The 13,695-nt window shown below is 64.5% G+C and carries 12 protein-coding genes; 9 read left to right on the forward strand and 3 right to left on the reverse strand.

The window, feature by feature from the left end:
• Positions 1–91: 91 nt before the first annotated feature.
• Positions 92–856, reverse strand: a complete 765-nt coding sequence (locus CAG22_RS12270) for a TOBE domain-containing protein (RefSeq protein ID WP_085705540.1) — start codon at positions 854–856, stop codon at positions 92–94.
• Between the two features lie 157 nt (positions 857–1,013).
• The gene (locus CAG22_RS12275) at positions 1,014–1,745 is read right to left on the reverse strand and encodes a ComF family protein (RefSeq protein ID WP_085705541.1); all 732 of its coding nucleotides are present in this window, start codon (positions 1,743–1,745) and stop codon (positions 1,014–1,016) included.
• Positions 1,746–1,834: 89 nt separating this feature from the next.
• Here CAG22_RS12275 and bioB point away from each other — a divergent pair, with 89 nt between their 5' ends.
• The 9 genes from bioB to CAG22_RS12325 all read left to right on the forward strand — a co-directional run bounded on the left by bioB (position 1,835) and on the right by CAG22_RS12325 (position 12,398).
• On the forward strand, positions 1,835–2,893 hold the full coding sequence (gene bioB / locus CAG22_RS12280) for a biotin synthase BioB (RefSeq protein WP_013970556.1): 1,059 nt from the start codon (positions 1,835–1,837) through the stop codon (positions 2,891–2,893).
• Position 2,894: 1 nt separating this feature from the next.
• On the forward strand, positions 2,895–4,067 hold the full coding sequence (bioF, locus tag CAG22_RS12285) for an 8-amino-7-oxononanoate synthase (protein ID WP_085705542.1): 1,173 nt from the start codon (positions 2,895–2,897) through the stop codon (positions 4,065–4,067).
• Positions 4,060–4,791, forward strand: coding sequence for an alpha/beta fold hydrolase (locus tag CAG22_RS12290; protein WP_054573687.1), 732 nt, complete (start codon positions 4,060–4,062; stop codon positions 4,789–4,791). Before bioF ends, CAG22_RS12290 begins: the two co-directional genes overlap by 8 nt.
• Positions 4,784–5,602: a malonyl-ACP O-methyltransferase BioC gene (gene bioC / locus CAG22_RS12295; RefSeq protein WP_075044392.1), complete on the forward strand. Its 819-nt coding sequence runs from the start codon at positions 4,784–4,786 to the stop codon at positions 5,600–5,602. Before CAG22_RS12290 ends, bioC begins: the two co-directional genes overlap by 8 nt.
• A 10-nt stretch (positions 5,603–5,612) precedes the next feature.
• Positions 5,613–6,293, forward strand: a complete 681-nt coding sequence (bioD, locus tag CAG22_RS12300) for a dethiobiotin synthase (protein ID WP_085705543.1) — start codon at positions 5,613–5,615, stop codon at positions 6,291–6,293.
• 230 nt (positions 6,294–6,523) lie between these two features.
• A complete protein-coding gene (locus CAG22_RS12305) occupies positions 6,524–6,820 on the forward strand; it encodes a hypothetical protein (RefSeq protein WP_003258614.1) in 297 nt (98 codons plus the stop codon).
• A gap of 290 nt (positions 6,821–7,110) precedes the next feature.
• A complete protein-coding gene (locus CAG22_RS12310) occupies positions 7,111–8,916 on the forward strand; it encodes a phenylacyl-CoA dehydrogenase (RefSeq protein ID WP_025337435.1) in 1,806 nt (601 codons plus the stop codon).
• Between the two features lie 296 nt (positions 8,917–9,212).
• The gene (locus CAG22_RS12320; protein ID WP_085692016.1) at positions 9,213–10,496 is read left to right on the forward strand and encodes a diguanylate cyclase; all 1,284 of its coding nucleotides are present in this window, start codon (positions 9,213–9,215) and stop codon (positions 10,494–10,496) included.
• 123 nt (positions 10,497–10,619) lie between these two features.
• Positions 10,620–12,398 (forward strand): acyl-CoA dehydrogenase C-terminal domain-containing protein, encoded by a 1,779-nt coding sequence (locus tag CAG22_RS12325; RefSeq protein ID WP_085591362.1) that lies wholly within the window; start codon positions 10,620–10,622, stop codon positions 12,396–12,398.
• Between the two features lie 354 nt (positions 12,399–12,752).
• Here the strand turns inward: CAG22_RS12325 and CAG22_RS12330 are convergent, their stop codons facing one another.
• Positions 12,753–13,676 carry a LysR family transcriptional regulator gene (locus CAG22_RS12330; RefSeq protein WP_004375209.1) on the reverse strand — a complete coding sequence of 308 codons (924 nt, stop codon included), beginning with the start codon at positions 13,674–13,676 and terminating at the stop codon, positions 12,753–12,755.
• Positions 13,677–13,695: the final 19 nt, after the last annotated feature.

The raw sequence follows: 13,695 nt of genomic DNA on the forward strand, positions 1-13,695 counted from the left end.
AACCCGCTCCCACATGGACGGCGCAGCCGCCAGGGAAACGATGCACCTGTGGGAGCGGGTTTACCCGCGAACCGCGCAAAGCGCGGCCAGGCTATGCAGGAACCCCAAGCAATACATAAGAGGGATGAAATTGAACCCGCACCGAACTGCCTGCTGCCACCCGCTGCCCAGCCAACCAATCCGTCTCGGCAAACGCACACAACGTCTGCCCATTCCCCAACGCCAACCGGACCTCACCAGGCCCATCAGCCTCCGCCAGTACCTCCTCCACTGTCGCCCGCAGGCAGTTATTCCCCGCTTCGGCCTGTTCCTCGTCGGCCAGCAACCTCACCCACCCCGCCTTGAGCAGCGCCACTACCGTCGTCCCCAGCGTCAGCTCCAGCCGTGCGGTGCTGTCGTGGGTGATCAATGCCTCGATCTCCAACCCGCCACCCAACGCCAGGCTGACGCGATCATGCCGTCCCTCGCGGCGCAGGCCACTGACCTGGCCCTGCAACTGGTTGCGCGCGCTGGTACGCAGCATCAGCCGGCCGAGCAGGTCGAGGTCACTGGACTCCTCGGCCGCTTCGAGGATTTGCGCCTGAAGGGCCTGCAGCCTCTGATACAGGCGCAGAACCCGCTGGCCTTCTGGCGACAGACGGGCACCACCGCCGCCACGCCCGCCGGTACTGCGCTCGACGAGGGGCTGGCTGGCCAGGTTGTTGAGTTCGTCGATGGCGTCCCAGGCGGCCTTGTAGCTGATGCCCGCAGCCTTGGCGGCGCGGGTGATCGAACCTTCTTCGGCAATGTGCTGCAGCAGCGCGATGCGCTGGGGGCGGCGGGCGATGTGCTGGGTGAGGTGGGGGGGCAGGGACATGGGCATTCGGTCATTGTAAGTGGCAGCGAAGTGTAGCTTGTGTGGGAGCGGCCTTGTGTCGCGAAAGGGCTGCGTAGCAGCCCCAGGATCTCTGCCACGGCAAAAATCGCTGGGGCTGCTACGCACCCTCTTCGCGACACAAGGCCGCTCCCACACGTCATACATACCCCGGCTTGGGCGTGCGCGCCAGGCAATACACATCCACCCGCCGCGCACCGGCCTTGCGCAGCACTTGGGCAACCGCCTGCGCGGTCGCACCGGTGGTCAACACGTCATCGACAATGGCGACATGCTTGCCCGTCAGCTTGCCCGTGACGGTAAACGCCTGGCGCAAGTTGCGTCGCCTGGCCTTGGCGTCCAGTTGTTGCTGCGCAGGTGTCTCCCGTGTACGCAACAGTAGCCGCTCGTCGCAACGTACCCCCACGTGCGACGACAGCCAGCGCCCGAGCATCCCCGCCTGGTTGAACCCCCGCTCCCGTAGTCGACGTCTGGCCAAGGGTACAGGCAACAACAGGTCGGGGCGCGGCAGCCCTTCGGTAAAGCGGTGCAGCAGCCCATGCGCGAGCAATTCGGCCATCAGGCGCCCCAAGGGCCACTGGCGGTTGTGCTTGAAACGGCTGATCAGCGTGTCCACCGGAAAGCCGAAATGCCACAGTGCAAGCACCTGCTCGAAGGCCGGTGCGCGGCGCTGGCACTGAGCGCAGGTCAGGCCGGCCATGGGCAACGGCAGGGCGCAGCGCAGGCAATGATCGCCCAGCCAGGGCAGTTCCTGCTCGCAGGCGACGCACAGCGGGTAGGCCTGCTCGGCAGGTTCATCGCACAGTAAACACGATTGGTTAATAAGTGAGCACTTGTAAACCAGTCTTTTCCAATGTGGTTGACAGTTCATAGGCCTTCCATGACTATGCGAGCTATCCGTGATGCGCTGGCGGGCTTTCCTGTCCCGGCGCCTGCTTCAGCCTAAACAAGGAAACGCCAATGAGCGCCAGCACAACTGCAACAACACGTCACGACTGGTCCCTGGCCGAGGTCAAGGCGCTGTTCCAGCAACCATTCAATGACCTGCTGTTCCAGGCGCAGACCGTGCACCGCGCGCATTTCGACCCGAACCGCGTGCAGGTTTCGACCCTGCTGTCGATCAAGACCGGCGCCTGCCCGGAAGATTGCAAATATTGTCCACAGTCCGGCCACTACAACACCGGGCTGGAAAAACAGAAGCTGATGGAAGTGCAGAAGGTGCTGGAAGAAGCCGCCCGCGCCAAAGCCATCGGTTCTACCCGCTTCTGCATGGGCGCGGCGTGGAAGCACCCGTCGGCCAAAGACATGCCCTACGTGCTGGAGATGGTCAAAGGCGTGAAGGCCATGGGCCTGGAAACCTGCATGACCCTCGGCAAGCTTGACCAGGAACAGACCAAGGCCCTGGCCCAGGCCGGCCTGGACTACTACAACCACAACCTCGACACCTCGCCGGAGTTCTACGGCAGCATCATCACCACCCGCACCTACAGCGAGCGTCTGCAGACCCTGGCCTACGTGCGCGATGCCGGGATGAAGATCTGCTCCGGCGGCATCCTCGGCATGGGCGAGTCGCTGGACGACCGCGCCGGCCTGCTGATCCAGCTGGCCAACCTGCCCGAGCACCCGGAATCGGTGCCGATCAACATGCTGGTCAAGGTGGCCGGCACGCCGCTGGCCGAGGAAGAAGACGTCGACCCGTTCGACTTCATCCGCATGCTGGCCGTGGCCCGTATCCTCATGCCCAAGTCGCACGTGCGCCTGTCCGCTGGCCGCGAGCAGATGAACGAGCAGATGCAGGCCCTGGCCTTCATGGCTGGCGCCAACTCGATCTTCTACGGCGAAAAACTGCTGACCACCGCCAACCCGCAGGCCGACAAGGACATGCAGCTGTTCGCACGCCTGGGCATCAAACCCGAAGCGCGTGAAGAGCACGCCGACGAAGTGCACCAGGCGGCCATCGAGCAGGCGCTGGTCGAGCAGCGCAGCAGCGAGATGTTCTACAACGCCGCGACAGCCTGAAATGGCCTTCGACCTGGCGGCGCGCCTGGCCGAACGGCGCGCCGCAGACCTGTATCGGCAGCGGCCACTGCTGGAAAGCCCGCATGGGCCGGAAGTGGTGGTCGATGGCCAGCGCCTGCTGGCCTTCTGCAGCAATGACTACCTGGGCCTGGCCAACCACCCCGAGGTGATTGCCGCCTGGCAGGCCGGCGCCGAGCGCTGGGGTGTCGGTGGCGGTGCCTCGCACCTGGTGATCGGCCACAGCACGCCGCACCACCAGGTGGAGGAGGCCTTGGCCGAACTCACCGGGCGCCCGCGCGCGCTGCTGTTCTCCACCGGCTACATGGCCAACCTGGGCGCCATCACTGCGCTGGTGGGGCAGGGCGACACGGTGCTGCAGGACCGCCTGAACCACGCGTCGCTGCTGGATGGCGGGTTGCTCAGCGGCGCCCGTTTCAACCGCTACCTGCACAACGACCCGGCCAGCCTGGCCAGCCGCCTGGACAAGGCCGTCGGCAATACCCTGGTAGTGACCGATGGTGTGTTCAGCATGGACGGCGACCTGGCCGACCTGCCGGCGCTGGCCGATGTCGCCCGCGCTCGTGGTGCCTGGTTGATGGTCGATGATGCCCATGGCCTGGGCACCCTCGGCACCCAGGGTGGCGGTATCGTCGAGCACTTCGGCCTGGGCGTTGAAGATGTGCCGGTGTTGATCGGTACGCTGGGCAAGGCCTGTGGTACCGCTGGCGCCTTTGTGGCCGGCAGCGAAGAGCTGATCGAGGCGCTGGTGCAGTTCGCCCGCCCGTACATCTACACCACCAGCCAGCCACCGGCGCTGGCCTGCGCCACCCTCAAGAGCTTGGAACTGCTGCGCCGCGAGGCCTGGCGCCGAGAGCACCTGGCCGCGCTGATCCGCCAGTTCCGCGAAGGCGCGCAGCAGATCGGCCTGGCATTGATGGACAGCCCGACGCCGATCCAGCCGATCGTCATCGGTGACAGCGCGCAGGCCCTGCGGCTGTCACGCATGCTGCGCGAGCGCGGCTTGCTGGTGACGGCCATCCGCCCGCCCACCGTGCCGGCGGGCAGCGCACGCCTGCGGGTGACATTGAGCGCCGCGCACAGCGAGGCGCAGGTGCAGCTATTGTTGAATGCATTGGCCGAGTGTTATCCACAGTTGGAGAGCGCCGATGCGTAATCGACTTGTTCTGTTGCCCGGCTGGGGGCTGGGCACTGCTTCCCTGGAGCCGCTGGCCGCCAGCCTGCGTGCCCAGGACGCCCGCCTGCAGGTAGAGCTGATGCCCTTGCCGGAACTGGCCCACAGCGATGTGCAGGCCTGGGTCGACCACCTCGACCGCAAGCTGCCGAGCGATGTCTGGCTGGGCGGCTGGTCGTTAGGCGGCATGCTGGCCAGCGCGCTGGCGCACAAGCGCGGCGACCATTGCTGCGGCCTGCTGACCCTGGCCAGCAACCCCAGTTTCGTGGCTCGCCCCGACTGGCCCCACGGCATGGCCGAAGATACTTTCGGCACCTTCCTCGACGGCTGCCGCAGCCATACCCAGGTCACCCTGAAGCGCTTCCGTACCTTGTGCAGCGACGGTGCCCTGCAACCGCGCACCCTGCTGCGCCAGCTGGGTGTAGGCGTGCCGGACACCGACCCGCTGTACCTGGCCACCGGCCTTGAGGTGCTGGCCAAGCTGGATACCCGCGAAGCATTGCAGGCCTACGGTGGCCCGCAGTTGCACCTGTTCGCCGGCAGCGATGCGCTGGTGCCGGCAGAGGCGGCAAAAGCGCTGAGCGAGCTGCTGCCCGATGTGGAAGTGGGCCTGGTCGAAGACAGTTCCCACGCATTCCTGCTGGAGTACCCGCAGGAACTGGCGGCGGGCATCAAGAGTTTCCTGCATGAGAGTGGCGATGACTGACCTTTCCCGTCCGACCCTGCCCGGCGCGCTGCCCGACAAGCGCCAGGTAGCGGCCTCGTTCTCCCGCGCCGCAGCCAGTTACGACAGCGTGGCAGCCTTGCAGCGTGCGGTGGGTTCGAGCTTGCTGGAGCAGTTGCCGGAAGGCCTGCAGCCGTCGCGCTGGCTGGACCTGGGCAGCGGCACCGGCCATTTCAGCCGGGCGCTGGCCGAGCGTTTCACCCAGGCCAGCGGTGTGGCGGTGGATATCGCCGAGGGCATGTTGTGCCATGCCCGCAACGAACAGGGCGGGGCGCTCTATCACGTGGCCGGTGACGCCGAGCGTTTGCCGCTGCGTGATGCCAGCGTCGACCTGGTGTTCACCAGCCTGGCCGTGCAGTGGTGCGACCAGTTCGCCAGCGTGCTGGCAGAAGCGCTGCGAGTGCTGCGCCCGGGCGGCGTGCTGGCCTTCAGCAGCCTGTGTGTGGGTACCCTCGATGAACTGCGCGCCAGTTGGCAGGCGGTGGATGGCCTGGTGCATGTGAACCGCTTCCGCCGTTTCGAGGACTATCAGCGCCTGTGCGCAGCCAGCGGCTTCGAACAGCTCGGGCTGCAGCGCTGCCCGCACGTGCTGCACTACCCGGATGTACGCAGCCTGACCCATGAACTCAAGGCCCTCGGTGCCCACAACCTGAACCCTGGCCGACCTTCCGGGCTTACCGGCCGGGCACGCATGCAGGGCCTGCTGCAGGCTTATGAGGCGTTTCGCCAGCCTGAGGGGCTGCCAGCCACCTATCAGGTGGTCTATGGTTTGTTGCGCAAGCCACAGGTGTAAGGGGAGCGAGATGAACCAGGCCTATTTCATTGCCGGTACCGATACCGATGTTGGCAAGACCACCATCGCTGCCGGGCTGTTGCATGCGGCACGGTTGCAGGGCATGAGCACGCTGGGGGCCAAGCCGGTGGCCTCCGGTTGCACGATGACACCGAAAGGCTTGCGCAACAGTGACGCCCAGGCGCTGATCGATGAAAGCACGATCAAGCTGCCCTACGAGCAGGTCAACCCGTTTGCCTTCGAGCCCGCGATTGCGCCGCATGTGGCAGCACGTGAGGCAGGGGTGACGCTGGCCGTGTCGGACCTGCTGGCGGCGATGCGGAATGTGCTGCAACAAAATGCCGATTTCACCCTGATCGAGGGGGCCGGTGGCTGGCGCGTGCCGTTGTCGGGGCTGGAAAACCTGTCCGACCTTGCGGTGGCCCTGCGGCTGCCGGTGATTCTGGTGGTCGGGGTGCGGCTCGGCTGTATCAGCCATGCCTTGTTAAGCGCTGAGGCGATCGAGCGTGACGGGCTGCAATTGGCGGGATGGGTGGCGAACATCATCGAGCCACGTACTTCGCGCCTGGAAGAGAACCTGGCCAGTCTGGCCGAGCGTTTGCCGGCGCCATGCCTGGGGCGGGTGCCCAAATTGAAGCAGGCCAGTGCCGACATGGTGGCTGAACACCTTCAGCTGGATCTGCTGGATTAACCGTTTCCAGGCTTGGCCCTTTCGCGGGCTTGCCCGCTCCCACAGGTACAGCGCAGGGTTCAGGTATTGTGCGGTCCCTGTGGGAGCGGGCAAGCCAGCGAAGAGGCCGGTACAGGAATACCCAAGGCCTATCAACTGGCACCAGGCCATTAGGGATTTAAACGGGCCTTTTCACCTCTGGCCTGCTTTAATTGGGCCTGTTCGTCATCCAGCGTCAATGGAGTCCTGACATGGAAATCACCGGTAGCTCCGCCTACTACGCGGGCCTGAGCGCAATCCAGACCGGCCAGAACCGCGTCGATCAGGCCGCCAGCCAGATCGCCAGCACCACCGCCGAACGTAGCGCCACCAGCCAGTCCAGCGATTTTCAGGCCGAACGCCTGCGCGCGGTCGACCGCAGCCAGCAGATGGACCTGGCCACCAGCACCGTGCAGCTGGCCGTGGGCAAACTCGAAGTCGAGCTTGGCGCAAAGGTCGCCAAGGCATCCGACGAAATGCTCGGTCGGATCATCGACACCTACGCCTGACAGGGCGCTCACCCGATTTACACGCAGCCCCTGTGGGAGCGGGCGTGCCCGCGAATGCGTCAGATCAGGCACCTCTACTGCCTGGCCGGACCCTTTCGCGGGCACGCCCGCTCCCACAGGGGCGTCTTTATTTTTCAAGGCTTGGCATGAATGCCGTTTTTCGTGGCGTAAATGGCACCATAGTCCATCCTTGACATAAGGCGGAGCTAAACGTAAGTTTCAAACAACTGTTTGATCGACGGCCGCCAAGTGCGGGTCACCCCACAGAACTCACCTAGAGGTTCATCGCAATGCCTGATTACAAAGCTCCCTTGCGTGATATCCGCTTCGTTCGCGACGAGCTGCTCGGCTATGAGGCGCACTATCAGAGCCTGCCGGGTTGCCAGGACGCCACGCCCGACATGGTCGACGCGATCCTCGAAGAAGGCGCGAAGTTCTGTGAGCAGGTGCTGTCGCCGCTGAACCGCGTGGGAGACCAGGAAGGTTGCACCTGGAGCGAATCGGGCGTGAAAACCCCTACCGGCTTCAAAGAGGCCTACCAGCAGTTCGTCGAAGGCGGCTGGCCGAGCCTGGCGCATGACGTCGAGCACGGCGGCCAGGGCCTGCCGGAGTCGCTGGGCCTGGCCCTGAGCGAAATGGTCGGCGGTTCGAACTGGTCGTGGGGCATGTACCCGGGCCTGTCGCATGGCGCGATGAACACCATCTCTGCGCACGGTACTGCCGAGCAGCAGCACACCTACCTGACCAAGCTGGTATCCGGCGAGTGGACCGGCACCATGTGCCTGACCGAGCCGCACTGCGGTACCGACCTGGGCATGCTGCGCACCAAGGCCGAGCCACAGGCAGACGGCAGCTACAAGGTGTCGGGCACCAAGATCTTCATTTCGGCCGGTGAGCACGACATGGCCGACAACATTGTCCATATCGTCCTGGCCCGCCTGCCGGACGCACCGGCTGGCACCAAGGGCATCTCGCTGTTCATCGTGCCGAAGTTCCTGCCCAACGCCGAAGGCGGTGTGGGCGAGCGCAACGGCGTGAGCTGCGGCTCGATCGAACACAAGATGGGTATCCACGGCAACGCCACCTGCGTGATGAACTTCGACGGCGCTACCGGCTACCTGATCGGCCCGGCCAACAAAGGCCTGAACTGCATGTTCACCTTCATGAACACCGCTCGCCTGGGTACCGCGCTGCAAGGCCTGGCCCACGCCGAAGTAGCGTTCCAGGGTGGCCTGAAGTACGCCCGTGAGCGCCTGCAGATGCGCTCCCTGACCGGCCCGAAAGCACCGGACAAGGCTGCTGACCCGATCATCGTCCACCCGGACGTGCGTCGCATGCTGCTGACCATGAAGGCCTTCGCCGAAGGCAACCGCGCGATGGTGTACTTCACTGCCAAGCAGGTGGACATCGTCAAGTACAGCCAGGATGAAGAAGAGCGCAAGAAGGCCGATGCCCTGCTGGCGTTCCTGACTCCGATCGCCAAGGCGTTCATGACCGAGGTCGGCTTCGAAGCCGCCAACCATGGCGTGCAGATCTACGGTGGCCACGGCTTCATCGCCGAGTGGGGCATGGAGCAGAACGTGCGCGACAGCCGCATTTCCATGCTGTACGAAGGCACCACCGGCATCCAGGCCCTGGACCTGCTCGGCCGCAAGGTGCTGATGACCCAGGGCGAAGCACTGAAGGGCTTCACCAAGATCGTGCACAAGTTCTGCCAGGCGCAGGAAGGCAACGAAGCGGTCAAGGAGTTCGTCGAACCGCTGGCGGCGCTGAACAAGGAATGGGGCGAGCTGACCATGAAAGTGGGTATGGCCGCCATGAAGGACCGCGAAGAAGTGGGTGCGGCCTCGGTCGACTACCTGATGTATTCCGGCTACGCCTGCCTGGCCTACTTCTGGGCCGACATCGCCCGCCTGGCGGCCGAGAAACTGGCTGCCGGCACCAGCGAAGAAGCGTTCTACACCGCCAAGCTGCAGACCGCGCGCTTCTACTTCCAGCGCATCCTGCCGCGTACCCGTACCCACGTGGCGACCATGCTGTCGGGTGCCAACAACCTGATGGCGATGGACGAAGAGCACTTCGGCCTGTCGTACTGATCCTGCCGCTGTAATCCAAACCCGCCTGCCTTCACCGGCAGGCGGGTTTTTGCATTTTGGGGCGGGCGCAATTCCTGTGGGAGCGGGCGTGTCGAGGCGTCGAACCGCCGCGAACACCGGCAAAGCCGGTGCCAGCCACCGCGTCGCCTGTTTCGCGGGCATGCCCGCTCCCACAAGAGATAGCGTGCACGCCGGAATTTCCTGTTCATTCCATCCGCATATTCAACTGTTCATGTGCACTGCCGATGAAGTAAGGGCACAATGCCACCATTGATCTGCCGGGTTGGAGATTACCCTTGTTTCGTTTTAACGCTGTTCGCGCGAGCCACTTCCTGCCTTCGCTGATTCTTTTGCTGGCAGGCCTCGCCGCGGCCTATGTGAGAGACCTGAGTGTCTTTTTCACATCGCTGTTCAACGTCCTGCCCACCTTGGTCCTGCTGCTGGGCGGAGCCTACTGTGCGGTGTACCGTCGCCAGCGCGAGCTGTTCCTGATGCTCACGGTGTACATTGCCTACTACCTGCTCGACACCCAGACCGACTTCTACCGTGACCATGGCCGCGTGCGCGAGGACGCGGCGGTGATCTTCCACCTGGTGTGCCTGCTGCTGCCCGCCCTGTTCGGGCTGTATGGTGCCTGGCAGGAGCGCACCCACCTGCTGCAGGACCTGGTCGCCCGTGGCGCCGTGCTGTTTGCCGTGGGCAGCGTGGCAGTGGCCCTGGAGCAAAGCTACCCCGAAGCGCTGCTGACCTGGTTGGCGGAAATCCGCTGGCCAACCTTGCATGGCCAGTGGATGAGCCTGATCCAGATGGTCTACCCGCTGTTCCTCGGCGTATTCATCCTGCTGGTGGTGCAATACCTGCGTGCGCCACGGCCGCTGCACGCTGCGCAGGTGATGGGCCTGCTGGGCATCTTCTGGATGCTGCCGCAAACCTTCATCCTGCCGTTCACCCTGAATATCATGTGCAGCCAGGTGATGCTGATGATCGCCGCAGCGGTGGCGCACGAGGCCTACCAGATGGCCTTCCGCGACGAGCTGACCGGCCTGCCGGGGCGCCGTGCGCTGAACGAGCGCATGCAGCGCCTGGGGCGCAACTATGTGATCGCCATGACCGATGTCGACCACTTCAAGAAATTCAACGACACCCACGGCCACGACGTTGGCGACCAGGTGCTGCGCCTGGTCGCCAGCCGCCTGTCCAAGGTCACCGGGGGTGGCCGCGCCTACCGCTATGGCGGCGAGGAATTCGCCCTCGTGTTTGCTGGCAAGACCGCCGAGGAATGCGTGCCGCACGTGGAGGCCGTGCGCGAAGTGATCGCCAATTACGTGATGCACCTGCGCGACCAGCACAACCGCCCGCAGGACGATACCACCGGACGCCAGCGGCGGGCGGGCAGCAGTGGCGGCACGGTGTCGGTCACCATCAGCATCGGCGTGGCCGAGCGCCAGGCCGATCATCGTAACCCCGAAGCCGTGCTGAAATCCGCCGACCAGGCGCTGTACAGCGCCAAGGGCGCGGGGCGCAATTGTGTCATGGTGCATGGGCAACAATCGCAGCGAGGGGCAGTGCGCACGGCGTGACCGAAATAGACTATACGGTCTAGTGATGACCCTATGTCTCGTAAAAGTTGTTCGGTTACACTGCCTGCAACCCAGTGTCGCGGTTCCCCGAGACCGCCCCGACCCGACTAGCGAGAGGTTGTCATGGCTGAATATAAAGCGCCCCTGCGCGACATGCGCTTCGTACTGAATGAAGTCTTCAACGTGGCCGAGCAGTGGGCGCAGTTGCCCGGGCTGGCCGAGGTTGTCGATGCCGACACGGCCATGGCGGTGCTGGAAGAAGCCGGCAAGGTCACTGCCAGATCCATTGCGCCGCTCAGCCGCGCCGCAGATGAAGAGGGCTGCCACTGGGACAACGGCGTAGTGCGCACACCGGCCGGTTTCATCGAGGCCTACAACACCTACGCCGAAGGCGGTTGGGTGGGCGTGGGCGGCGACCCGCTGTTCGGCGGCATGGGCATGCCCAAGGTCATCTCGGCCCAGGTCGAGGAAATGGTCAACGCCTCCAGCCTGTCCTTCGGCCTGTACCCGATGCTGACTGCTGGCGCCTGCCTGTCGATCAATGCCCACGCCAGTGATGCGCTGAAGGAAAAGTACCTGCCGAACATGTACGCCGGCGTGTGGGCCGGTTCCATGTGCCTGACCGAGCCGCATGCCGGTACCGACCTGGGCATCATCCGCACCAAGGCCGAGCCCCAGGCCGACGGCAGCTACAAGGTCAGCGGGACCAAGATCTTCATCACCGGCGGCGAGCACGACCTGACCGAGAACATCATCCACCTGGTGCTGGCCAAGCTGCCGGACGCACCGGCGGGGCCGAAAGGTATTTCGCTGTTCCTGGTGCCGAAGTTCCTGGTCAATGAAGACGGCAGCCTGGGTGCGCGCAACCCGGCCACCTGTGGCTCGATCGAGCACAAGATGGGCATCCAGGCCTCGGCCACTTGCGTGATGAACTTCGACGAAGCGGTCGGCTATATCGTCGGTGAGCCGAACAAGGGCCTGGCGGCCATGTTCACCATGATGAACTACGAGCGCCTGGGTGTTGGTATCCAGGGCCTGGCTTCGGCCGAGCGCTCCTACCAGAACGCCGTGGAGTATGCCCGCGACCGCCTGCAAAGCCGCGCCCCGACCGGGCCGCAAGCCAAGGACAAGGCCGCTGACCCGATCATCGTCCACCCGGACGTGCGCCGCATGCTGCTGACCATGAAGGCGCTGATCGAGGGTGGCCGTGCCTTCTCCAGCTACGTGGCCATGCAGCTGGACAGTGCCAAGTACAGCCAAGACCCCGCCGTGCGCAAGCGCAGCGAAGAGCTGGTGGCACTGCTGACGCCGGTGGCCAAGGCCTTCCTCACCGACCTGGGCCTGGAGTGCGCGGTGCACGGCCAGCAGGTGTTCGGCGGGCATGGCTACATTCGCGAATGGGGGCAGGAGCAACTGGTGCGCGATGTGCGTATTACGCAGATCTACGAAGGCACCAACGGCATCCAGGCCCTCGACCTGATGGGGCGCAAGGTGGTGGCCAGTGGTGGGGCGTACTACCGGCTGTTCTCCGACGAGATTCGCCAGTTCATTGCCAGCGCGGGTAGCGAGCTGGAGGAATTTGCCAAGCCGTTGGCTGCCTATCTCGATCAGCTCGACGGGCTGACCGAGTGGGTGCTGGAACAGGCCAAGGGCAACCCGAACGAGATTGGCGCGGCTTCTGTCGAGTACCTGCATGCCTTTGGTTATGTCGCCTATGCCTACATGTGGGCATTGATGGCGCGGGCGGCGAAGGCGGGTGAGGGGGATGAAGCGTTCTATGCGGGCAAGCTGGGTACGGCGCGGTTCTACTTTGCGCGGTTGCTGCCGCGGGTGGATTCGCTGGTGGCTTCGGTGAAGGCGGGGAGTGAGTCGTTGTACCTGCTGGATGCCGAGCAGTTCTGAGGGATTTTGGGGCTGCTTTGCAGCCCATCGCGACACAAGGCCGCTCCTACAGGTAACGCGCAAGCTCGAATGGCTATGCGTTCCCCTGTAGGAGCGGCCTTGTGTCGCGATGGGCCGCAAAGCGGCCCCTGCCGTGTAAGCTTTTTCCTACACAACGCGGTGACTTTTCGCCACTGTTCTCAGATTGGATCCACGGCTATTCTTTACCACATGGACGTTGCGCAGGAAGCGCAAAGGACAGATCACGGATGACGACGAAGGACCACCTGCCAGGATGGCGGGGCGATACGGATGTCACAGGGAAACAGTCTGGAAAACCCCGCTTCGGCGGGGTTTTCTTTGTGCGCGTGTTTTTCAGCCCAGCACATCCAGCGGTGATGCCCCCAACAGGCGGGCGTCCGTCTCTTCCTCCAGCAGCGTGCGCAGCAGCTCCACAGAGGCCTGCTGGCGCTGGGCATCGCGGAACACCAAGCCAACCTTCAGCGGTACCCGCGGCTCGCTCAACGGCTTCCACAGCAGCCCCTGGTCATCCTCGGCGGCCTCCTTGGCCCGCCCCGGCAGGATGGTGGCCAGCGCGGTATGGGCCAGGCTGTCGAGAATCCCCGCCATGTTGTTCATCTCTGCCTGCACCTGCGGCCGACGCCCCTGGCTGGCCAGCTGCGCCTGCCAGATCTGGCGGATCTGGAACTCCTCGCCCAGCATCAGCATGGGCAGCTCGGCGGCCTGGCGGATGGACACCTTCTTGAAGTCCTTCAGCGGGTGGGTAGCGGGGATGACCAGTTGCAGCTCATCTTCGTACAGCAGCAGACCATGCAGCCCCGGCTGGCGTGGCGGCAGGTAGCTGATACCGATGTCCAGGCTGCCATTGAGCAAGCGCCGTTCGATCTCCAGCCCCGACAATTCGTAGATCTGCACCACAAGGTGCGGCTGTGCCCTGCGCAGGCGTTCGAGCAGCTGCGGCACCAGGCTCGGTCGCACGGTCTGCAGCACGCCGATGGCCAAAGTACGCAGCGACTGGCCCTTGAAGTTGCGCATGGCCTCGTGGGCTCGCTGCAGGCCGTCGAGCAGCGGCAGGGCGTGGTTGTACAGGGTATGGGCGGCCAGAGTCGGCAGCAGCCGCTTGTTGCTGCGTTCGAACAGGCTCAGGTCGAGGCTGTGCTCCAGCTGGCGGATCTGCTGGGAAAGCGCTGGCTGGGACAGCGACAGGCGCTCGGCGGCGCGGCCCACGTGGCCTTCTTCATACACCGCGACGAAATAACGCAGTTGGCGGAAATCCATAAGTGATACTTATCGAAAA

Origin of the sequence: Pseudomonas sp. B8(2017) (genome assembly GCF_002113575.1) — a bacterium.
Taxonomy (GTDB): domain Bacteria; phylum Pseudomonadota; class Gammaproteobacteria; order Pseudomonadales; family Pseudomonadaceae; genus Aquipseudomonas; species Aquipseudomonas putida_Z.

What these genes read in the sequence shown, in the direction of transcription:
- CAG22_RS12270 (WP_085705540.1), bottom strand. Translation starts at nt 856, where the DNA reads ATGTCCCTGCCCCCCCACCTCACCCAGCACATCGCCCGCCGCCCCCAG.
- CAG22_RS12275 (WP_085705541.1), bottom strand. Translation starts at nt 1,745, where the DNA reads ATGAACTGTCAACCACATTGGAAAAGACTGGTTTACAAGTGCTCACTT.
- bioB (WP_013970556.1), top strand. Translation starts at nt 1,835, where the DNA reads ATGAGCGCCAGCACAACTGCAACAACACGTCACGACTGGTCCCTGGCC.
- bioF (WP_085705542.1), top strand. Translation starts at nt 2,895, where the DNA reads ATGGCCTTCGACCTGGCGGCGCGCCTGGCCGAACGGCGCGCCGCAGAC.
- CAG22_RS12290 (WP_054573687.1), top strand. Translation starts at nt 4,060, where the DNA reads ATGCGTAATCGACTTGTTCTGTTGCCCGGCTGGGGGCTGGGCACTGCT.
- bioC (WP_075044392.1), top strand. Translation starts at nt 4,784, where the DNA reads ATGACTGACCTTTCCCGTCCGACCCTGCCCGGCGCGCTGCCCGACAAG.
- bioD (WP_085705543.1), top strand. Translation starts at nt 5,613, where the DNA reads ATGAACCAGGCCTATTTCATTGCCGGTACCGATACCGATGTTGGCAAG.
- CAG22_RS12305 (WP_003258614.1), top strand. Translation starts at nt 6,524, where the DNA reads ATGGAAATCACCGGTAGCTCCGCCTACTACGCGGGCCTGAGCGCAATC.
- CAG22_RS12310 (WP_025337435.1), top strand. Translation starts at nt 7,111, where the DNA reads ATGCCTGATTACAAAGCTCCCTTGCGTGATATCCGCTTCGTTCGCGAC.
- CAG22_RS12325 (WP_085591362.1), top strand. Translation starts at nt 10,620, where the DNA reads ATGGCTGAATATAAAGCGCCCCTGCGCGACATGCGCTTCGTACTGAAT.
- CAG22_RS12330 (WP_004375209.1), bottom strand. Translation starts at nt 13,676, where the DNA reads ATGGATTTCCGCCAACTGCGTTATTTCGTCGCGGTGTATGAAGAAGGC.